Source organism: Exiguobacterium sp. AT1b (assembly GCF_000023045.1).
GTDB lineage: Bacteria > Bacillota > Bacilli > Exiguobacteriales > Exiguobacteriaceae > Exiguobacterium.
The window spans coordinates 1,051,337-1,071,568 of record NC_012673.1; the positions used below are offsets into that span (position 1 = coordinate 1,051,337).

At 42.9% G+C, this 20,232-nt stretch carries 18 protein-coding genes and 1 riboswitch; all 18 genes read right to left on the reverse strand.

The window, feature by feature from the left end; genetic code table 11:
* Positions 1-102: 102 nt before the first annotated feature.
* Complete coding sequence (locus EAT1B_RS05405) at positions 103-870, reverse strand: transglutaminase domain-containing protein (protein WP_012727131.1); 768 nt, start codon at positions 868-870, stop codon at positions 103-105.
* A 13-nt stretch (positions 871-883) separates the two neighbouring features.
* A riboswitch (cyclic di-GMP riboswitch) is annotated at positions 884-960 on the reverse strand.
* A 156-nt stretch (positions 961-1,116) separates the two neighbouring features.
* Positions 1,117-1,269 carry a hypothetical protein gene (locus tag EAT1B_RS15925; RefSeq protein ID WP_012727132.1) on the reverse strand — a complete coding sequence of 51 codons (153 nt, stop codon included), beginning with the start codon at positions 1,267-1,269 and terminating at the stop codon, positions 1,117-1,119.
* 309 nt (positions 1,270-1,578) lie between these two features.
* Positions 1,579-1,767, reverse strand: coding sequence for a hypothetical protein (locus EAT1B_RS05410; RefSeq protein ID WP_012727133.1), 189 nt, complete (start codon positions 1,765-1,767; stop codon positions 1,579-1,581).
* Positions 1,768-1,782: 15 nt separating this feature from the next.
* Positions 1,783-2,202 (reverse strand): hypothetical protein, encoded by a 420-nt coding sequence (locus tag EAT1B_RS05415; RefSeq protein WP_012727134.1) that lies wholly within the window; start codon positions 2,200-2,202, stop codon positions 1,783-1,785.
* Between the two features lie 28 nt (positions 2,203-2,230).
* Positions 2,231-2,875 carry a hypothetical protein gene (locus tag EAT1B_RS05420; RefSeq protein WP_012727135.1) on the reverse strand — a complete coding sequence of 215 codons (645 nt, stop codon included), beginning with the start codon at positions 2,873-2,875 and terminating at the stop codon, positions 2,231-2,233.
* Positions 2,876-3,304: 429 nt separating this feature from the next.
* Positions 3,305-3,691, reverse strand: a complete 387-nt coding sequence (locus tag EAT1B_RS05425; protein WP_012727136.1) for an SMI1/KNR4 family protein — start codon at positions 3,689-3,691, stop codon at positions 3,305-3,307.
* Positions 3,688-4,224: an HNH/ENDO VII family nuclease gene (locus EAT1B_RS05430; RefSeq protein ID WP_012727137.1), complete on the reverse strand. Its 537-nt coding sequence runs from the start codon at positions 4,222-4,224 to the stop codon at positions 3,688-3,690. Before EAT1B_RS05430 ends, EAT1B_RS05425 begins: the two co-directional genes overlap by 4 nt.
* Positions 4,221-7,466, reverse strand: coding sequence for an ATPase, T2SS/T4P/T4SS family (locus EAT1B_RS05435; RefSeq protein ID WP_012727138.1), 3,246 nt, complete (start codon positions 7,464-7,466; stop codon positions 4,221-4,223). The genes EAT1B_RS05430 and EAT1B_RS05435 overlap by 4 nt, the downstream gene beginning before the upstream one ends.
* 12 nt (positions 7,467-7,478) lie before the next feature.
* On the reverse strand, positions 7,479-7,997 hold the full coding sequence (locus EAT1B_RS05440; protein ID WP_012727139.1) for a hypothetical protein: 519 nt from the start codon (positions 7,995-7,997) through the stop codon (positions 7,479-7,481).
* Positions 7,978-10,296 carry a dynamin family protein gene (locus EAT1B_RS05445; RefSeq protein ID WP_012727140.1) on the reverse strand — a complete coding sequence of 773 codons (2,319 nt, stop codon included), beginning with the start codon at positions 10,294-10,296 and terminating at the stop codon, positions 7,978-7,980. The genes EAT1B_RS05440 and EAT1B_RS05445 overlap by 20 nt, the downstream gene beginning before the upstream one ends.
* A complete protein-coding gene (locus tag EAT1B_RS05450; RefSeq protein ID WP_158303580.1) occupies positions 10,293-11,099 on the reverse strand; it encodes a dynamin family protein in 807 nt (268 codons plus the stop codon). The genes EAT1B_RS05445 and EAT1B_RS05450 overlap by 4 nt, the downstream gene beginning before the upstream one ends.
* Before the next feature lie 261 nt (positions 11,100-11,360).
* Entirely contained in the window at positions 11,361-12,230 is an 870-nt protein-coding gene (locus tag EAT1B_RS05455; RefSeq protein ID WP_012727142.1) for a hypothetical protein, read from the reverse strand.
* Between the two features lie 18 nt (positions 12,231-12,248).
* Positions 12,249-13,886, reverse strand: coding sequence for a hypothetical protein (locus EAT1B_RS05460; RefSeq protein WP_012727143.1), 1,638 nt, complete (start codon positions 13,884-13,886; stop codon positions 12,249-12,251).
* 273 nt (positions 13,887-14,159) lie between these two features.
* Positions 14,160-14,330 carry a hypothetical protein gene (locus tag EAT1B_RS15930; RefSeq protein ID WP_012727144.1) on the reverse strand — a complete coding sequence of 57 codons (171 nt, stop codon included), beginning with the start codon at positions 14,328-14,330 and terminating at the stop codon, positions 14,160-14,162.
* A gap of 12 nt (positions 14,331-14,342) precedes the next feature.
* Positions 14,343-15,038: a geobacillin-26 family protein gene (locus EAT1B_RS05465; RefSeq protein WP_012727145.1), complete on the reverse strand. Its 696-nt coding sequence runs from the start codon at positions 15,036-15,038 to the stop codon at positions 14,343-14,345.
* A gap of 305 nt (positions 15,039-15,343) precedes the next feature.
* Complete coding sequence (locus tag EAT1B_RS05470) at positions 15,344-16,720, reverse strand: Ig-like domain-containing protein (RefSeq protein WP_012727146.1); 1,377 nt, start codon at positions 16,718-16,720, stop codon at positions 15,344-15,346.
* Positions 16,721-16,944: 224 nt separating this feature from the next.
* Positions 16,945-18,600, reverse strand: a complete 1,656-nt coding sequence (locus EAT1B_RS05475) for a hypothetical protein (RefSeq protein ID WP_012727147.1) — start codon at positions 18,598-18,600, stop codon at positions 16,945-16,947.
* Between the two features lie 138 nt (positions 18,601-18,738).
* Entirely contained in the window at positions 18,739-20,115 is a 1,377-nt protein-coding gene (locus tag EAT1B_RS05480) for an Ig-like domain-containing protein (protein ID WP_012727148.1), read from the reverse strand.
* Positions 20,116-20,232 lie beyond the last annotated feature (117 nt).

A 20,232-nucleotide genomic window follows, 5' to 3' on the forward strand; every position in this document is an offset into this window, starting at 1 on the left:
GTGTCTTTGTTTGCAGACATCACAAACGTGGAACAAGGAGATTCGCCTCAAAGAACATACCAAAAAAAGGCCGCCTTCTCTGGAAGGGACCTTGGTCGTCGTTCAATCATAGAGTGTGGCACGATAGTCAGAGGCGCTACGGTACGTCGTCGTCCGTCGCTCGGTCACGTCACGCGTCACATCGATGACGCGCCACTTTCCGTTCACGAACACCTCGTTCCACGCATGATATCCGTCGACCCCTTTCGCCGTTCCCATCACGAGACGGGTCGGGATGCCTTGGGCACGAAGGAGCGCGGCATTCAAGGACGCGAAGTCATAGCAAATCCCCCGTTTCGTCCGAAGCGTGTCGGCGTTATTCGGTAGATAAGTCGATGAGAGCTTCATGATCTTCTTGTCGTCATAGTCAATGAGTCGGTTGACATGACGGCTCGTCACGAGCGTTTGCGTCGAAGTGGAGTAAGATGAACGTGACAACGACGAGGCGAGACGCGACGTCGCAGAATCGATGGAGACATTTTGGGTGGAGTGGAGATACGGCGCCGTCGAATGGACGAGGCGGACCGTTTTCTGAAGGCGGTAGACGCGCTTATAGCGTTTCCCGTCCGATGACTGGTAAAGCGTGAATGTATAATCCCCGTTCCCATAGTTGACGTTGAAATGATTCTTCCCTTTATAGACATCGTAAGTACGGACCTGCTTGCCTTGTCGCACCTCGAACTTGAATGACCCTTTGTCCTGGTTCGAGATGTACACGTCGACTTTCCCCGTCCGTGTATCGACACGCGCGCTCGCCGCTTCAGTGGCGGCAGGTCGCACCACAATCAGTGCGAACAACAATACCAACATCCCTGCGAAGAATTTCTTCACGAGACGAACCTCCTTTGGAAACTGGCTGCCATTTTACAGGCCCTGTAGCTTTGCGTCACTAGCTTTCGCGTAGTTTTGCCATTATCAGTGAAGTCTTACGCCTCAACCTTAGCATAAGGGATGCGTGGACGATGTCTGATTTTTAAATTTTATGGGAATGAATGTGCCGAAATGAATGCGCAAAACCCCTCGTCGTACGTGACGTGAGAGGATCTAGCGGAATCTGTCAAGAACAGACAGATGATATTATTTCGAACGGAATGACAGTTGCTCCGTGAATGGGAAACGGCGACGGATTCGTTGCTTCACAAATCGTGACAAGACGACAATCGAATTCAAGACAAAACCGAGGGTCGGAAGCGCCAGCAACAATAAGACGTAAAAGAGAACATCGTTCAATGGACACAGCTCCTTCGTATGAGGTAGGGAGTATGATCATCTACATTTAAATAGCGTGGAAATCGTAAGTCATTTGATGGGTTACAATTCAATCCATACCTTTATCTACCATTAGTGTAACCTTATTGTAACAAACAAACCGTTTGTTTTTACTAAAAAAGGGGAATTAATTGTGTCCGCTTTAGGTCTTTCGTTCGACAGGAAGTGACAATTCGCCTACATTCAAAAGACGAACTCGTTTGAGTCCGTCCGATGATCGATCATGTAGTAGCTTGCTTACCGTTCTTTTGGATAGGATAGAGCATTCATTCAAACTCTATCTTTTGACCGAGTCTGCCGTCGCTCCGACCATTTTTTCACGACCCACCCGTTACGCAGGTAACGAACAATCAGCCAAATCAGCAGAATTGGAATGAATAGGCTCGTGACGGCACCGATGACAATCGACCCGACAGCAAGGAGAACTAGGAGGACATCCATCGACATAAACCATTCCATTAGGGTCGCGCCTCATTAAAACGCATCCCATTTCACGTCCGGTCGATGTTGATTTTTTCGGTCTTGTGGATACGGAATCCCTTGAAGCGACAGCCCGTCGAGCACCTTATACAGCTCACGTTTTTGAGCCAACGTTAGTTCTCTCGAATGGAGGGAACTAAAGTAAATCGTCTTCAGACGTCCCCAGTACTTCGGATGGTTCGGGACCCACCATATTCTCTTCATATCAGTATATAAATCGTAAAACTCTTCTTCCGTAATGTTTCGATGTTTTAGGCGCTTCTCCCATTTCTTGATTCGTAAAGCGAAGGAGATTTGAAGCGGGACGCTAATCAAGATAGTTAAGAATATTAATGGAATGATTAACATCATATTCCCTGTGATGATTAATAACAGTACAACTGCAAGTACGCCAACACCAAATATCTTTCGCATGAGATTCTCTCCTCTCGTTTATCCTCGCTTATGTAGAAGTTCTGTCGACTGTGACGAACGTCTCGAAGAAACGCTCCCGTCCTTGCGCATCGTAGACATATGGCGACGTAAACTCTTCTCGCCACTGAGAATCGCCACGAGGCTCTGTGACATCTAACCCCAAGAGCTCATCGAGTTGTTGCCGGTTGACGTCAACCGTATAATTTTCATTATAAGAAGGTAAGTAAATCCGAATCGATTTCATTTCTGGGAAGTAGCGAAGGACCCCGACCGTTTCACCCACTAAGATTTCATTTCGACGAGAAATCGCCACTGCATAATCGGTCGGGTTGAATGATGTATTCGGGTGCTCCTCCAAATACTCATCAAATGAAGCGTAATATTCGATATTTGCCACACCATCTTTTAAGTCTATGGTTTTCATAAAATCTGAGCCATCGATTTCTCCGATGTACGTGGTGAAGGCATCCTTCGTCAGTTCGATAGGTTGGTTCTTCGTTTTTTCCTCATTCTCTTGTTGTTTCTTCTCTAGATCTGCCATCACTTTTTCAAACTGTTGCTTCGGATCGTTTTCTTCCACTTTTTCTTCGCCACATCCGACGAGCAGTGTAGACAGAAACATGACACTCGCCATTACTTGAAAGCCACGTCTTTTCGACTCCATATGAATCATTGCATTTCCTCTTTTCCTTAAATTGTTCATTCGCTCATTCGCCTCATTTGAACGTTCGGCACAGTCTCAAAGTGTCTGAGATTCATCTTGATCTAACAGTCAATCTAGTGTTGATCGCGTGACTGTTTCACCCAAATGAATTTTCTTTCGATGAAACCGGTTCTCCTAACAAAATAATGAATAGGCCTATAAAAAACATACTATATTCTAAAAAAGCTTTAAAATCATTTTTGTATTTTTAAGGGAACTAGATTTTAAATTTTGGAAATTTATGCATTGAATCAATTGGTTAGTTTTCTCCGTAATGTACACACAAAAAGAGGTTCATACATTCGGGCGATTGACCCATCTCAATATGTATGAACCTTTATTATTTATTGTCGTGTATCGAGCAAAAATTCAGCTGAAAAAATGTACGATTCTATAACATTAAAGCAGACTCTTAATATATTCAGCCGTTGTACTTAATAAGTTACGAAACTCTCCTAATTGATACTCGAAGACGCGGTCTTGTTCGTCAACTACAATGAGAATCCCTTCCATTCCAATGTTTTGGAGAACAATGTATCCATTTAACTTTCCCTGGGATACTTCTCTTTCTTTCAATGTAGTTTCTACAACATTCAAATAACCCTCAACACCTAAACCGAATATTTCTTCAGAATCGACTTCAACGGAACCGAATTCTTTTACAATGTCTCTATAGGTTTTAGGAAACATCATCCCTAACTTTTCTTCTGCTTGTTGAACCTCTTTTTCACTCACACCATCAAACGTCTCGGCATGACTGTTCTTTATTTCTTCTAAATAGTTCATGCTACTCCCTCTCTTTCCGCAATAATTATTTCTGCTCGAGCTTTCCAGTGAGCAGCGCGTTCTTTTCCGAATTCGTTACGATCAATTTCTGATTCTGTTCTTTTTTCGTGCAGGATAGACGAATTCCCTTGATGTTCACCATATCTTGTCAACTCTGCAAGAGGTCCATCGTTTTTTTGTCCAATATGGTGCAAATCAATCGGTTCCCCGTTTACGGTAGGAGCTTTACCTTCCAACATTTTTTCTAAATTAGTTCTTCCCCGACCATCTACCTCATCTGGATTAATATCTGTGCGAATCAAACACTCCCTGTCATTCACTTCTTTTGACTCTAAATTCGCATCCTCATATATTTTGCGCTCTGCATCCGAAGCGTTTTCTAAACTTTCATCAAGCGTTCGATATGATTTCTCGCCATCTCCCACATCTGTCACATCCATTGGTTGGTCGAGTCGATCAATCTTTTTCAACTTATCATCTAACGAAGATACTTTTTCCACCAATTGTTCAATCACTTTAAATGACTCAATCATCGAATCACTCCTTTTCGTACACCTTCCACCCACATTTCATATACGTCAATTCGACTGACATCCATCGTCAGGTGATGACGTAACAAACTTTGGATTGTAGCAAGTACATATTCTTCAGACAAATCAGCGGTCTGTTCACGTACAACGGTTTGAAGCTGTCGATGCAAATCGTCCACTTGTTTAGCCTTCGAGGCAATAAGTCCATTCACTTTTTTCAAGTCGAGTAGACGATAGACAAGCTCTGCCGTCTCGTCAAAAGGTAGATGGTGGTCGGTCGAGTGGATGCACTCTTCCACGGCTTGTTTATTCGCGATTGAAAGGGGCATCCCTTCCAGTGCAGCGAGTAACAGTGTGCGATCATGTTCACGTTGAAGACGAACCCGATTACGTAACACATGCTCAAGTAACTGTGTACGCGCCACACGCAAATCGACTGATTGTTTTGCATTCCCATTAAATACATATGGACGCTCGACACCATCGAAACGGTTCACCTGACAGAGGACTGGACCAAGCCATTCGTTTTGATAAATGGCCGCCACGCCTTTCGGCAACCGAATGATTTCAGTCAACTGTTCGTCGGTTAATCCCGCCGCCTTCCCGACAAGCTGACGATCCGCTTCATCCGGTAAACGTAAGATAATTTTGGTGTTCGTATTTCGAATCGCAGAGAGGTCCAACATATTCGGAGACTGATCGACGATAATGAATCCTTCTCCGTATGTTCGCATTTCTGCAATCGCATTCGAAAGCATCTCGACAGACTTTCCAGCCAAGTTTGATCCTTCTGCTGACTGTTCAGTCGACGTGCGCTTCAAAAGATGATGTGCTTCTTCTAAAATTGTGACGTGTCGAAGCGGCGAGTTGAGCGTCGTGGCATTCGCCATGCGATGCTCATTCAATCGCATAACCAAAATTCCCATCATGAAGGATTTGGTCTCAGACGATCCGACTCGGCTTAAGTCGATGATGACATTCTCATCGAACAACAACTCGTTCTCGATTTCGCCGTCACAGAAGATTTGACCGTTGATTCCGTTTGTCAGAGACTTCACACGTGTGACAAGTGAACCTGTATAATTGCCTTTTGTTTCTTGATCATATGCCGTTTCTTCAATGACACGTGTTAAACTCTCTTGAAGATCCAAGAACGTCGGGAACACGTTATCCTGTGCAGAGATTGAAGATACTAAGTCCCACCCACATGCCTCGTACGCATGCAACATCGCTTCTTTTAACAATGCCGGCATTGCGGCATACATCGGCCAACATACATTAAAGATGTCGACAAGGCGATCGATGTGTTCGAGGACGTGAATTTCTGCAGGGAAACGGAACGGGTTAATTTTCAACAACTGACTCGTTTGCGGATTCGTTCCGAATACGTTAACGTTCGCAGCGTGTCCAAAGACATGCTTATACTCGCCTTTAGCCGGTTCAATCACCATGAAACGAATGTCTTGCATCTCCAACTGACTGAGTAACTCATAAATCGTATTGGATTTACCTGAACCCGTCGAGCCGGTGATGAGCGTATGCATACTTAAACTTTCAAGATTCAACTTCACACGATTCGGGCGCGTCTGACCGTAATGATAAATCGCTCCTAAATTAACGAACCGATTAGACTCCTTCTCACGACTCACAATTTCGGGTGCAAACTCGACATGTTCAAGTACAGGGAAACCGCTAACTGAACGTCTTGGCAGTCCCATCTGAATGGCAAGTTCACGTCCGCTGACGAGTGAAGTCGGTAAGATTGGTAAATCGATTTCTTCTTTTTGATATCGGAAAACAGGATGCATGAACTGTCGAACGTACGCTTGAATCTCATGTGTCTGACGATCTCGTTCAGACCAGCTCGTGAGTGTCGCCACTTCGAGTCCCGTCTTCTCCCCTTGCATGAGGGATTTATACGTCGCTGCTGCGACATCTGCCGCGTATGTGTTCTCGGACATGAAGTAAGCTGAACATTCCCACATCCCTGCATTCTCACACTCTTCAAGACGTTCCAACTGACGGTCGATACGTTCTAGATAGTGGTGAAGCGTCTTATTTTGAATTGTCAGTTGGAGTGTTTCCGAATTACCGCGCGTAATCCCTTTCGCATCGGATGTGCTCTCGTTGGTCGTGTCACTGTTCGAGGTCGATGACCCCGATGTTCGTGCCGTACTTTCATTTTGAGTGGTACTCGATCCGGTCGTCGTCGATTTTGTTGCGTGGGTTGCCGCTTCAACGACTTTCCCTACAGTTCCACCTACCGCAGTACCGATTATCGCACCGGCAACATTACCGACGACCGGAACTACTGAACCAATCGCCCCACCAATTACACCACCTGCAGTTGCCAATACTGGGGATGCCGCTTTTCCAGCTACAGATCCTGCCGTATTTTTGGATAGCGCAATGGATTCGTTTGTAGAGTGGCTGCTACCTTCCGTGTCAGTCGTTGACTCATTCGTCGTATACGTACTACCTTGTGACGTTCCTTGCGTAAACGTTTGTGTCTCATTAAGAGCATCGTTAATACCATACGAGAGTTGTGTATTCGAAAAAGGAGCAAGACTCGTGTAAATTCCCTCATATTCTTTGCGCATACTCAACAATTGTTCGCGGGATGTAGGACTAGCCAAGATGACACCTGTGAACGTCTCACCTTGCATCGTCATCGCTAATTTTTCCAAACCTTGAATGAAGGAAGCGTTGGAGCGATAGTCTTCACCTTTATAATCCGCAACGCCCGTGACAATCGATACAGATCGATTGTCATTCTCGGATAACAGTGATTCGATTTTCTCTCGATTCAAATTTTCCGTTTGAATACCTGGGAAATGTCCATTCATCGCGTTTCGCAATGTGTCGAATGTCGTTTTCGTACTCGCATTCTCATCAAGCGAACGGATTCCCATATAGAAATCTACCGTAGTTCCATCACTGTCGACGACAACAAAGACCGAACAATCATGAACAGAAACGGCATTAAAGACACCAGCTAACTTGTAAGTGGAATCTTCGTCCTTTGCATAGACAATCTCATTGATTTTGAACATGCGCACGTTTTTTGCGAGATTGCGTTCCACGTCGACATGGTCGAGCGGGATGACGTCCATGTCTTTTAACTTTGTCATATAGTGCTTCAATACTGTGTCATCTACAACTTCAAGCGCAAATTGCATCTGGTCCTCGAATGATCGGACTTTCAACTGTAGCGAAGAAGCATCTTTTACTTGCAACTCGTTCATCACGCCAACCCCTTATTGTTTCTGCACTACGTAATATGTGATACCACCGACTAACAAAGTAGAAATCACAGTAGTTGTTGCGATGGTGACAATAGATAAATCCATGAGTACCCCTACTAAAATCGATGCAACGGCTACTCCTAACGTTACGATTAGAAGCGTAATGTTGACTGAAGAAACCTCATGTTTTACATCCTTTGTCGCCGCAGTGGAAGAATTCAATTGTTCCTGAAGTTCTTGAGCATAAACATGTTCATGCACGTTCTTAATATGCTCAATCCGTTCCGCAGAAAAATTATCAATCAAATCTTCCCGAACTTCACTTGCGTAAGTTTTTGTCCAAACTGACATATTGGGAAACTGTGTCCCATCATGTTGTTCGATTAGTTCTGGTATTTGATTCAAAGCATATGCCAACATTTCTTGGAAAGATTTAAACGTTAAATCAAGAATCAAGCTAGAGCTTAACATGATTTTGACTCGCTCCAAATCCTTTTGAGTGACTGCTTGCTTAAATGGTTGTGTAATCAATGGATTGTTCCTCCTCGATGTGAACTGGTTCTAGTTCAATAATTGAATTAATTTTTGTTTCCATTGTTTCGAGCCACATCAAATTTTGGCGTGACTGTTCAAGCAATGATTCTATATTGCTTGCATTTTCAGTAAACTGATTCAATTCTTGAAGTTTATTCACAAGCACGCGATCGACTTCATCAAACTTTTGGTTGTACGCTGATTTGATTTGATGCGTCGTTTGTGCGGCTTCATCGCAGATCAGGTTGATTGATTTTCGCGTACTAATCTTCACGTCCATGAGTATTAGGTCAGTTAATGATTGACCATCAATGAATTGTCTCTCTTCGTATACGTCTCTTACCAATAATTTCGGTTCATAAAATTTGAAAAAGCCAAGCAAACCTTCTCGCTCAGGATTTTTATACATTTCTTCCCCGACTTTTACAGATTCTTTTATGACAACTTGTTGAATGGAATGTTGATTAAATTCAAGCTCTCCTTGAATCAGTTCATAGGGTTGAAAATCAAGTCCTGTTATTTCCATTCCATCCATTAGCTTCGTGACTTTTTCGCGATAACCATTTAATAAATCGTATGCTGCACGGTTTAATTGTTTCTCGATAATTTGTTCAATCCGGACATGCAAATTCGTGAAATTCTCTTGTGCCATTTTTAATAGTTCTTCAGCAAATTCTTCTGCTTCTTCCATCTCCAATTTCGTAGATTGCTTACCTGCAAGATGATTTGCGATTTGTTCGCCCTGCTCACTTAAAAGCTTTTTACCTGCATCCCGAATTGCTCCCACTGGATCAATCGCTTCAATCTTGGCTTTGAATTCTTTTGATTCAGTTCCATACTGAATTTTTTCTGTCAACGCTTCAATTTGCAATTGAATTTTAGCGTGTTTATCGGTCTGCTGCGAAATCGCCTCTTTCATCTTTTCAAAAGCGAGGGAACTATCTAACTTTTGTTGGAATGTATCGACGACATTCTTCACTTTCGCCGTTCGCGCATATTTATCGACGTAGAGCTTGATCATATGTTCAATTCCTGGGATCCCTGTATGGATGAGTGCACTCTCCATGTTATAGATGCTCTTATCCGGAATCGCTTCTAGTTCCGCCTCAATTTTTCGACGCACGCTTGGTGTCAATGCAGCATATTTTTCAAGATGAAGTTCTTCATTTCGGTTTAGCTTCCGAATGATCGGACCGATTTCATCTTCTAACTCTTCATCCACTTCATCAGGATTTTTCAAGATTTGACGGATATCGAGTGCTGGCAATGCTGTTGCCGGGAAGAGATGTGGATCCTCGATACCACGGTTTGCCAAGTACTTTCTCACTTTCGCAAGCGACATCTCGACGTTGTCTTCTCCTTTTCGGAATTGATCGAGCTTATTGACAACGAATAGATAACGATCTTTAGATTGCTTTCCTCCGACTTTCATACTCTCTGCCACAGCATCAAGTAATTTCGAATCGTCATTAACCCCGAGCTGTGTTGCGTTTAGAATGTAAAGAACGAGTGTTTTTGATGACTCTGAAAGATTTTTGTAGGTCATCTTCAAGTGATTCTCGTCTCGAGAGTTATTCGGTCCCGGTGTATCAATCAAAACAAGCGACGTTTCTTTCGTATCTGTGAACGGGATATCACCATGAAGTTCAATCATCGAGATATTCTCATCATTGTTGAGCTCGTTCATCTGTTCGAGTGTGACTCCCTCGATTGCTTCGAATGGTTCTCCATACGTCGGATAAGGGATTGCTGTGAATGTTGCAGCGTCTGTATCCTTGATTCGTGAGATGGTTGCGGTACAAGCCTCTTGGCTCGAAGGCATAATTTTTTCTTGCAACAAGGCATTGATAAGCGTTGATTTTCCGGCACTCATCGTTGCGACGACCGTGATTTCGAACTCGTCATTCAAAGCTTGTTGGAAAGAAGCTTTCAAATCTTCAGTTTTTAATTCGTCAATCGGCCCTTCAATCAGTTCTTGAAAAATCTCTTCAATTCGTTGTTCCATATGATCCAACTCACGAACTGGAATGTGCGTCAAATGAATGGTGATTCCTTCTGCTTTCGCCTTTTCGACAACCTCTTCTACGTCCTCGAGATCCATTTTTGTTCCCACAAAATCTAGATCAAATTCGTTCTCATTACATTCCTCGTACAAATAATTCGGTAAGTGTTCGACCCACTCTTGAAGACGTTTCGAACCAACGTTCAACACGCTATTTTCACGAACGAGTTCTCCTTCAATCCACACTGACGTTTCCAGTTTAAACGGGTTATAACTCACTTTTACTTTGCTCATTTACAAACTTCCTTCCGTTTAATTAATTTTTCTAATGCATGTAACCCACACTGGTCTAACAATGTGGAAGACATGGATGCTTTATTTTCGGATAAGTCGAATCCCTCTCTGGCAAACTTCCGTTTGTACCACTCAAGTTCATCGATTTCTTCTTCAGAAAGCTCAGACTGCTGTAGTTCACGCTTGAATAGATAGCCCGCCCTCGCTGAGACGGGTTGAACAATCGGATCAATGAAACCAAATTCATGCAAACGGTTCTTCAGCGTGACCACACTGTCTTGAATTGAATCATGTCCCTTTCGAAACTGATCGACCTTGTTCATCACAAAAATGATTTTTTGAGAAGGGACAACTTGTTGAATAAAGCAAAGATGCATTTCATCGTCTTGTGTTCCAAGATGTCCACCATTTACTACATAGAGCAGGACGTCATAATCCATCTCCCGTACGTACGATTCTGCCAAACGCTTATGTTCCATGTCTGTGGAAGAATTGACGCCAGGTGTATCAATGAGCTGCCAAATCACATCGGCTTCTGTACGATACATGGGTGTGAAAATGGGCACAGTCTCGTTTGTTAACTCATGGAGGACGGCAGCTATATTTTGTTTAAACGTGATGCGCATCCGATTATGGCGTCCATACGGTTTCGACGATTCAGGATCTTCCGTAATGACCCAAGGTAACGACGTGCAAGACTCGTTTTGAGCCATCATGATTTGCTGTCCGATAAAAGCGTTGACGAGCGTCGATTTCCCTGAACTCATCGTAGCCGTTACGAGAATACGTTTTAGTTCTGACATCATATCGTTCCTTCTTTCATTAAAATCCCATCCCTATTTTAACACCATTTATTACCTTATCCTTATTTTAGAAAAAACTTAACTTCATTGTATAATGTTTCCTTGTCATGAGCAGTAACTTTTTTCTTTATGGTTCATTTTTTTATGTGGTTCTGTTCAACTTCTTCAAAAGCAATTTGACGTTTCACGCTTTGATTACTGAAATAAAAAATGACCCCGAGTATTATTCGAGGTCACCGTCTATCAAAAATTCGACTTCCCTTATCTCACAATGACTTTAATCTCCACAGCATCACCATATGCATCCGGTTCAAGGGATAACACGGCTGTCCCTTTCTTCACAGCCGTCATTCCCGGACGTACCGTATCGTAAGAAAGTACCGAGCTACCATCGTAAGACATTAAGCGATACGAATATCCTCTCGTATCACTAACACCATATCGACCAATCCCGATGCGATCTCCGACTTTGGCGTACACCGTCTTCTTCCCAGCGTAGACAGCTCGATTGCCTGACATTTTTAACCCTAGCCAAATCTTCGGATTTTTTGAGATCAATCGATCATCACGACCAGATGCGCGACCAGCAGAAACGACCTTTCCATTCTGCACACGATATTTTTGGGAAACGATTGAGCCATTTCCATAAAACAAGACCCCATCAATAATCCAAGCTCCTCCTTGGAAGAGGGAACTCTTGTGTTGCATCAATTTGATGTCGCGACCATTGGGCGATCCGATCAGGTACGCATCCAAGAAGTTACCGCTCCCTTCGTAACTCCCAATCAGAACTTTATCAGTCGCTCCCATCCGTCCTTTCGTGATGAATGACAAGTTCGTCATATATTCGACAGGACGACGATACGAGACTTTCCACTCTCCATTTTTTAGCTCATGGACATAAATCATATAGTCATACCCGTACTCATTTTCTCGTTTGAAAATAGAGACGGCTTCAAGCGGACGTGACGTATTCAATTGAATCAAACGATGGTCATCATATGTGTAGCCGTTAAACCATGAATATTGAAGTTCTTCGACGAAATTTTCTGTCGACTGCGCTGCCTTTGATACGCTCGGATGAATCAGCAAGAGACTTCCAATCACTAATGCAAAGAGTATTTTCTTCATTTTTCCTCACCTTTCATATCACCAAAGTTTTGTTGATTCTCCAAGATGCATATAGATGACGTTTCCTTCTAAATCGTAGAAAATAATCAAGCCGTGCTTTTTGTTAATGAGATATAACGCAGCATCACTGATTAAAGATTCATCGATTGCTGACTTCCCACGAATCAGTTTCGTCGGGATGCTGTCATAGTAACTAAAGTTGTACGTATCTTTTGGTTTACCAAATACTTTCTTGATTTCCGCTTCTGTAATCTCTCGTTTTTCATAGTCGAGCAACAACATCATGCCATCTACTTTTTTCTTGCCTTTGTAAGTCTCATATAACCAGTTGTCTTGATACTTTCCAGAAATCAGCTTCTCGTCATTGAAGAAGAACTGTCCAGCCACGCCTCGAACTTTTGAAAATTCTGAGTATAACCGATGCGGAGAGTTCAGAAACGCACGACGTTTTTCAAGTGACTGTTTCTGTTGTTTCAGCCATTCATTATCGGATGGTCTCGGATCTTTTTTGACTGTCAGCTCTACATTCGTCTCGTGGTCTTCATAGGTCGCTTTTAACGTAAACTTCCCTGGAGATTTCAAGATCAGTTTGTTTTGTGAAAAATAAGCGACTTGAGAGTTGTTCGATCGCCACACGACTTTATCGGTGACTTTAGTTTGAGAACCATCTTTTGACTTTACGACGATTGCCGGACTCAGTTCGTTCCCTTCAATCATTTCAGTTTCATCCACTTCGATTGCAATAGTCTGGATTCGTTTCTTTAAGTTTTGGGCGTTATAAACTGTAATACTTTGTCCAATCGAGAAAAGTCGACTCGAATCTTCATTGAATCGAGTTGTCCCTTCTTTCACGTTCATATAGATGCGTTTTTTTGTGTGTAGGTCATATAACTTCGTTTGTTCAGAGCCAACGAAAGCACCCGTTTCATCTAAATAGATGTTTCCGGAAACACTCTCAGTAATAAACTGTGCTTCTGATAAAGGTGTTTTGAAGTAATATAAATCATGGTCTGTTGAGTTATACACCAATTGTCCTTTTTGGTTCATCGAATAAGACTGAATCGGGGTAGACGCCATGATTTCTGTCACGGCTTGTCCCTGATGGTTTAACACCTGAATCGAATCAGTGTATCCTATCGTCATATACTCTTCTGATACCTGAAGAGTTCCCGACGTGTCAATTCCACGAATAAATTTCACTTGGTCGGTCTCTACATCATAGAAAATGAGACGGTTATCACTTGCGATGACCAGAATTGAGCTGTTTGGTAAAAACTTAACTTGATTAAAGCTGTCGAGTTCGTAAGTCTCCCCGTTGTATTCAAAACTTTCAATTGTTTTGTGAAGGTCAAGATATTGGTTGTATGTCCTGACTCGATAATATTCACTTGACGCGACCCACGTCTGGTCACTATTCACTGTCATGAAATCTACGGTATAGTCACTTTTGATTGAATTAATCAATGCACCTGTCTCAGTATCATAAAGATTGATACCATAATCATTTAAGGAATAAAGCGTATCCTCGCGTACAATCACATCGTAAGGATTATATTCAGGAATTTGACTAATCGTAGACATCCGAATTTCAGCTGAAGCTGGCATCATTGTAAAGATCAATAATGATGCTAGTAGTGTACTCACTAATCGTTTCATGTAATCTCCTCATTTCATTATTTTAGATTGATTCAATCGTTTATCTTTCTCCGTATACGTCAATCTCTTTTCGTAAATCATTCGTTTATCCATACGCCATTCGGTCCTATATGTATCGTATCAACTTAGGTCTTTCGTCGGAGAAAACATCTTCTTTTTAAGTCAATCAACAATTTAAAATTGAGACGCAATCGTTCGACAAGATTCGTCATCCGTTATTTTCTGCACAAAAAAGAACTTTGGAAATTATCCAAAGTCCCTCGTCTTCAATCCTTATAATAACGTGATACCATATCCGACAAGTCCGAGTAGGCCGACCCCTGTCATTGCAATCCCCGAGATCCGCGTGACTTGGTTTGGTCTAGGATGTCGGAGAAAAAAGATACCAACCCCGATGACGACTAGCGCCATGAATACGATTAGAATCGTTAAGATGCCCTGCATGGATATCCCTCCTTACGCTCGCATGTAGTAAATTTTTGCGTTTTTCATCTCAGTCGAGAGCTGGATGATTTGTCGTGCTACATTTCCGTATACCCCGGCTGCAGCAAGTGCTGTCGTCAACGTACCACTCCCAGCTGTCGGAAGGGAGAGGACAAGCGCGATTCCTGATAGTAGCACCGTTATTGAGGCCCCACCAAGAATGAGTAGCTCGAGGTTATTGATCTTGTCGACCGATTGCTTGAACTGATTTAAATTTGATTTTGTGCTTGATTTATATGTGACGGTCTTCGCATTCTTTTGAATCACCGAGTCCCCTTTCGGCATCGTGATGTTCCACTTCTCGGGACTGCTGTGGGTAATTGTATATTCATAGTTACTAAACGTATTTTCTCCCGTAGTTGCGGCACGTGCGAGTGCGACTGGTTGTTCCGACGAAGTCGCTTCGAGTTGAATCGTGACTGGTTCTTTTCCGTTGACGACGACCGTTACCGTGTTATCAAGTTTATCAAACGTCGCGACGGTTTCAACTTCGTTCTCTAACGAACGAACGACACGCTTTGTGTCCGTCTCCTCGATTATTTCCGTTTGGGGCACAGTCCCTTCTTGCATCGATACAGGTTGCTCATTCTCTGCCGCATGACCGGTCCCGACGGATAATGTAGAAGTGAGTAGTATTCCAGTCAATGGGATGATGAATCGTTTTGACATCGTCTCATCCTTTCCATTTTTTGATGGGTTGAAGATGCCTCTACCTTACGCCCCTCCTAAACAGAGTGGAACCCTATACAAAATTCGACTCCGTATTTTATGACAGATGAAACGGATTAGTCATCTATTCCTTTAGGACAATGTCACAAAATCGGACAAAAATTGGATTGTCTGGAGTTTGATTCATCGAATCGTCATCTTGTCGTACACAAAGCGTCTTCAAACTGACATATGCATCGCAACAAAATAATAAAACAGCTAGAATCGACGTATGGTCGACTCTAGCTTAAATGATGAATCCTATCCTACCTCGACACCTTAACCGTCTTCACAGTCGACCCATACTTATTCTTAGTCGAGATTTTAATACTCGTCCCAGCTTTTTGCTTATTGATGGCGAACGAATAGTTGCCTTTCGAATCAGCCTTACGCTTATAAGACTTCTTGCCGAGCATCATCGTGACGGTCGCCCCTTTTTCAGTCTTCCCACTCACTTTCGTTGATCGTGTTGTGACTTTGTTGATTGATAGTACAGGTAATAGATGATTAGATTTAATGATTAAGTCGTATACTCCCGTATCATCATTTCCAAAGTAGTCTTCAATTTGAAAATAATAGGTCCCCTTCGGCAATAGCAATGTCTTTAAAAACTGATGTGGATCCTTCACCGATCCATAAACGGGCTGAGAAAGATATAATTCACCATCGGCACTATACACTCTCACCCTGACCTGTTCTGCAATAGATGTAGTCAAATCGATGGTAACTTGACTCGATTTTGGAATGTCAAAACGATATAAATCGATTGGATCATTCCAAGATAGAAAGCCCTTTTGTTTAGTGTAGAACGGAAACTTGACTGATTGAGAAGGCGAATTATTTGGCTCTGCTTCCTGATTATGTGCAGGGTTGAATGTAGTTTCTAGTTGATAAACGCCCGTATCATCCCAAAACATTCCTTGCTCAATGTATAAAAAATATGTCCCCGGTTCTAAATCAATCTCGACATCTTTTTTGCCAATCTGTCCTTTGAATGCCGTTACTTGATGTTCGAATGCGATTGTTTCATTTGAATCCATTAATCTGATATTGATGTCATCCATCTCAGATAAGAAAGATATGTGTAATCGACCCGGTTCATTCAATCGCAACTCATGTACATCTTTTGAATCTTGACGCGAGAAAAATCCCTTTGTTGATTTTCCAATCATGAGTTCTTGAGCGGTCAATGTATCATTATTTGGTTCTGCGTCATCCGTTGCAACAGGTGTGTATTCTGTTGTGATAGTGAATTTCTTCCAGACTGTATTCCAAGCTTTATCATATACATTTACTTTTAAGTAATATGTACCAGCTTCAAGATGAAGCGTGATTTCTTTTTTCTTCCTCTCTGTTTCAATCCTATTTTCCATATCTAAAAAAATACTCTGCTCATTTGAGTCCTTTAGATTTACATATAACTCGTCCTGAACGGCTGAATCAATACTCAAGGTTAATTTACCTGTCTGAGGTAGTGTAAACGTATACGTTTCCTCCGTTTGTATTTGTGATAGTTCTCCTGTCACCGTAGTGTTCAAAGGCAATAATTTCGGACTACTTTCCGCACTGGCTAATGGCATAGTCGATAAAATCAACAGCATTCCAAGTAGTGAAGCGATTCCTTTTTTCCATATCTTGCTCATCGTTCCTCATCCTCCATTCGAGTCGCTACGCTTTATTTTAGCGAGTTCTAAAGGTTCGAAACGCTTGGTTTTGAACGATATGGAAAACCGATTCTCAGATTCACTTTTTTATCGTTCGACAAAATTCGTCGACTCTAACGCTTGTTTTCCTATAAAAAAATGACCCTAGAATCCTCTAAAGTCATTCCATGATGAATGCCAGTCATTCAACACTCTGCTCCCCTTTACTTCGGCGCACTTTCAAACAATCGGAACATACGCAACTTCCCACTCGTATCGTAATACATCCATACCGTATGTTTTTGTTTCGTACGGTATGCAGCAATCTTTCCGACAGAGCGCTTCTCCCACGATTTGTTTCCTCTTATCGTCTCAAATGATTTAGACTTCTTCGTCCAGGTTTGAATCGGTTTCCCGAATGCGCGCTGTACGACCGACTCGGTGATATTCGGACGCTTGTAGTTCCAGAATGAGAGGACAATCTCATTTACTTTTTTGGAACGGTTCGTCGCAGCGTACATAAAATCATGGTGATACTTCCCTCTCGTCGCTATCTTTTTGTCGATTAAAAGCTTGCCGGCAGGGGCCTTCACTTTCGCATACAATGTTCCGATCTTATGGTCCGCCCCATCAAATGTTCCATGTTGGTCGAGGGATTTCTTATGCGCCTTCAACCACTCGAGGTCCGTGAGTGGCGGTGGCGGCACCACTTTCACATGGAATAAGGTCGTGTGTTCTTCATAAGTAGCATTCACCACGACCGGTCCCGATTGTTTCCCGACGAACATCCCTTTTTCAACCGCCAACCGATCGGGAAAAGTCGACGTCCACGTCACGCCCTCTGTGATCGTCTCTTTCGTACCGTCCGCACGTGTGACAATCAGACTCGGTCGTACCTTCGTGTCCGTCTCAATTCGCTTCAACTCTGGATTGACCGCGATGGAGCGAATGCGTTTGTCGAGTGAAGACGTGTCATAAATCTCGATTCGTTTCCCAATCGAAATAAACCGAGTCGAATCCGGTGTGAACACGACACGTCCCGGTTGAACGGAAGAATAAATCCGTTTGCCCGTTTTGAAGTCATAGAGCGACGTCTCATTCGAGAAAAACGTTCCATTCGGACTCATCATAATCGCGCCCGTTATGTCTAATTCTCGAGAAAATGTACCTTTCGCATTCCATTTATATTCATACAACGCTCCCGACTTTGTCGTCATGACAACCATGCCATCATTCGTCACATCAAAAGATTCAATCAAATCTCCGATTCCTATCGAAGACATCATCTCTCCTTCATGGCTATATAAGGCTATCATCGCCTTCTCACCGACCGCGATGAAGTGCTTTGATACACGAAGCTGTTGATTTGGTGGGCCGTATCGTTCATTTCGACTAATCAATACTTGTTTCTTCACTTCGTTCGTCGCGACGTCATACCAAACAAGGTCCGAGGATTCCGTTAGAATAACGGCGACCGATGAGCCCGGCAAGAAACGAGCTTGTATCTCATCGTCATTGAAGGAAATCGTCATATGCTCCCATTTCACTTCTTGTAACGTATGTCGTTCCATTCCTTTGGCATCATATGTCACAAGTCCTGACGACTGCTTCGTGAGCACCCACTGCTCATCGTCACTGACATCCAATACGTCCGTCGCTTGTCCCTTCACATGATGAACAAGGGAACCATCTGACAACTGATACGTCCGGTATCCGTCTTCTCCGCCAATATACATCTGTTCGTTCCCCACGACATAGTTCTTCGGATTCTCCACATCGATTGAGCTGCTCGGCTCGACGACGAGGGCTGCCTCTACTGTTGAATACGAGAAGAGACTAAAAAGGATCAGCAATCCTGTTATTCGCAACCATCGTTGCATGTTACTCACATCCATTCGTTTGATTTGCTAACGCATAACTCATTTATTAATCCATCGGTCTCATCATTGTAGAACCAACCTTTTTAAAAGAGGATTCGACACGTTGCCGAACCCTCTCACTCATTCAAGATTATTGTTTCATTTCGATACTTTCACCGTCTTCACAGACGATCCATACTTGTTCTTGCTCGAGATTTTAATGCTCGTCCCGGCTTTTTGTTTGCTGATGGAGAACGAATAATTCCCTTTCGCATCAGCCGTTCGCTTATACGATTTCTTCCCAATCGTCATCGTGACCGTGGCACCTTTTTCAGTCTTACCGCTCACTTTTGTCGAACGGGCTGTCACTTTGTTGACAGATAAGGCAGGTAAGAGATGGGTCGATGTGACTTTCAACTTATACTTCCCAGTGTCGCCACTCTCATTCCGATCCATCACGTATACGTAATAGGTGCCTTTCGAAAGTGAGATTGAACTGACGTAACGACCTGGTTTCGCAGTCGATCCGGCAACAACCTCATTGAGCACTTCTTGATTCGCAGCATCAAAGATGGAGATGGTCACCTCTTCAGACACGTAAGTCAGAAAATCGAGTCCGACTTTACTCGTCTTTGGAAGCACGATTTTGTACACATCGATCGAATCGTTCCATGACAAGAATCCGGTACGCGTTTGATAGAACGGGAACGGTTTCGCTTCAGCAGATCCGTTGTTCGGTTCTGCCTCTTGATTGAGTGCCGGCACGAAAGTCGATTTGAGTTGGTACGTGCCTGTGTCTGTGCTGTAGATTCCGCTATCTTGGATTGAGATATAGTACGTGCCCGGTTCTAAATCCACACCATGCACAAGTTTCCCAGGATTCTTTTTCGATCCAGATATGTCCTCATAGTACACTTGTCGGTTCATGTCATCGATGACGAACAACAAGATTTGTTCATCTACATATGTCGATAGATCTAACTGGAGTCGTCCCGCTTTCGTCAGTTTGACTTCATACACGTCAACCTCATCTTGAATAGAAAGGAATCCTTTTGTCGTCTGTCCAAATTTCAGAGGTTGTGCTTCAGCTGTACCATTGTTTGGTTCGATATCATTCGTTTTGGCCGGCGTGAATGATGTCTTCACAACGAATTTCCCATGATTGGTTTGATGATAAGAAGCATCATATACTATGAAACGATACTCTCCAGCTTCCAAGTCCATCGAGTTAAATTCCCGTCCAGGAGAAGACGAGCTTCCTCTGACCTCAGTATGAAAAACATATTCATTCCTATCATCCTTTAATGCGATATAAATCCGGTCATCGACCATTGATGTGAAATCGATTGTCACGTTCCCTGCTTCTGGAACGACCAGCTTATACACTAGTTCACCCTGTCCGGAAAGGCGTTCTCCATTCACCGTACCATTCAACGGTAACGTATTCTCTTCTGCCGTGACGACTGTAGAACCTAGTGCCATACATAAGAAGAGTCCTGCCATAATGACGAACCAGCGTTTTAAATATGATGTCATGTTATTTCCTCCTTGAACGATTGCAACGCGTTTCGATTTAATCCATTTCATCCAAAAATTTGCTACGTCTTATTGTAACGACTCCTTCAATTAGAATGCGTCTCATTTTCAACGATA

Coding starts and splice junctions, on each gene's coding strand:
- EAT1B_RS15930 (WP_012727144.1), bottom strand. CDS start 14,330: ATGCAGGGCATCTTAACGATTCTAATCGTATTCATGGCGCTAGTCGTC.
- EAT1B_RS05480 (WP_012727148.1), bottom strand. CDS start 20,115: ATGACATCATATTTAAAACGCTGGTTCGTCATTATGGCAGGACTCTTC.
- EAT1B_RS05410 (WP_012727133.1), bottom strand. CDS start 1,767: ATGGAATGGTTTATGTCGATGGATGTCCTCCTAGTTCTCCTTGCTGTC.
- EAT1B_RS05415 (WP_012727134.1), bottom strand. CDS start 2,202: ATGCGAAAGATATTTGGTGTTGGCGTACTTGCAGTTGTACTGTTATTA.
- EAT1B_RS05450 (WP_158303580.1), bottom strand. CDS start 11,099: ATGTCAGAACTAAAACGTATTCTCGTAACGGCTACGATGAGTTCAGGG.
- EAT1B_RS05455 (WP_012727142.1), bottom strand. CDS start 12,230: ATGAAGAAAATACTCTTTGCATTAGTGATTGGAAGTCTCTTGCTGATT.
- EAT1B_RS05430 (WP_012727137.1), bottom strand. CDS start 4,224: ATGATTGAGTCATTTAAAGTGATTGAACAATTGGTGGAAAAAGTATCT.
- EAT1B_RS05435 (WP_012727138.1), bottom strand. CDS start 7,466: ATGAACGAGTTGCAAGTAAAAGATGCTTCTTCGCTACAGTTGAAAGTC.
- EAT1B_RS05420 (WP_012727135.1), bottom strand. CDS start 2,875: ATGATTCATATGGAGTCGAAAAGACGTGGCTTTCAAGTAATGGCGAGT.
- EAT1B_RS05465 (WP_012727145.1), bottom strand. CDS start 15,038: ATGTCAAAACGATTCATCATCCCATTGACTGGAATACTACTCACTTCT.
- EAT1B_RS05445 (WP_012727140.1), bottom strand. CDS start 10,296: ATGAGCAAAGTAAAAGTGAGTTATAACCCGTTTAAACTGGAAACGTCA.
- EAT1B_RS05425 (WP_012727136.1), bottom strand. CDS start 3,691: ATGAACTATTTAGAAGAAATAAAGAACAGTCATGCCGAGACGTTTGAT.
- EAT1B_RS05460 (WP_012727143.1), bottom strand. CDS start 13,886: ATGAAACGATTAGTGAGTACACTACTAGCATCATTATTGATCTTTACA.
- EAT1B_RS05470 (WP_012727146.1), bottom strand. CDS start 16,720: ATGAGCAAGATATGGAAAAAAGGAATCGCTTCACTACTTGGAATGCTG.
- EAT1B_RS05475 (WP_012727147.1), bottom strand. CDS start 18,600: ATGCAACGATGGTTGCGAATAACAGGATTGCTGATCCTTTTTAGTCTC.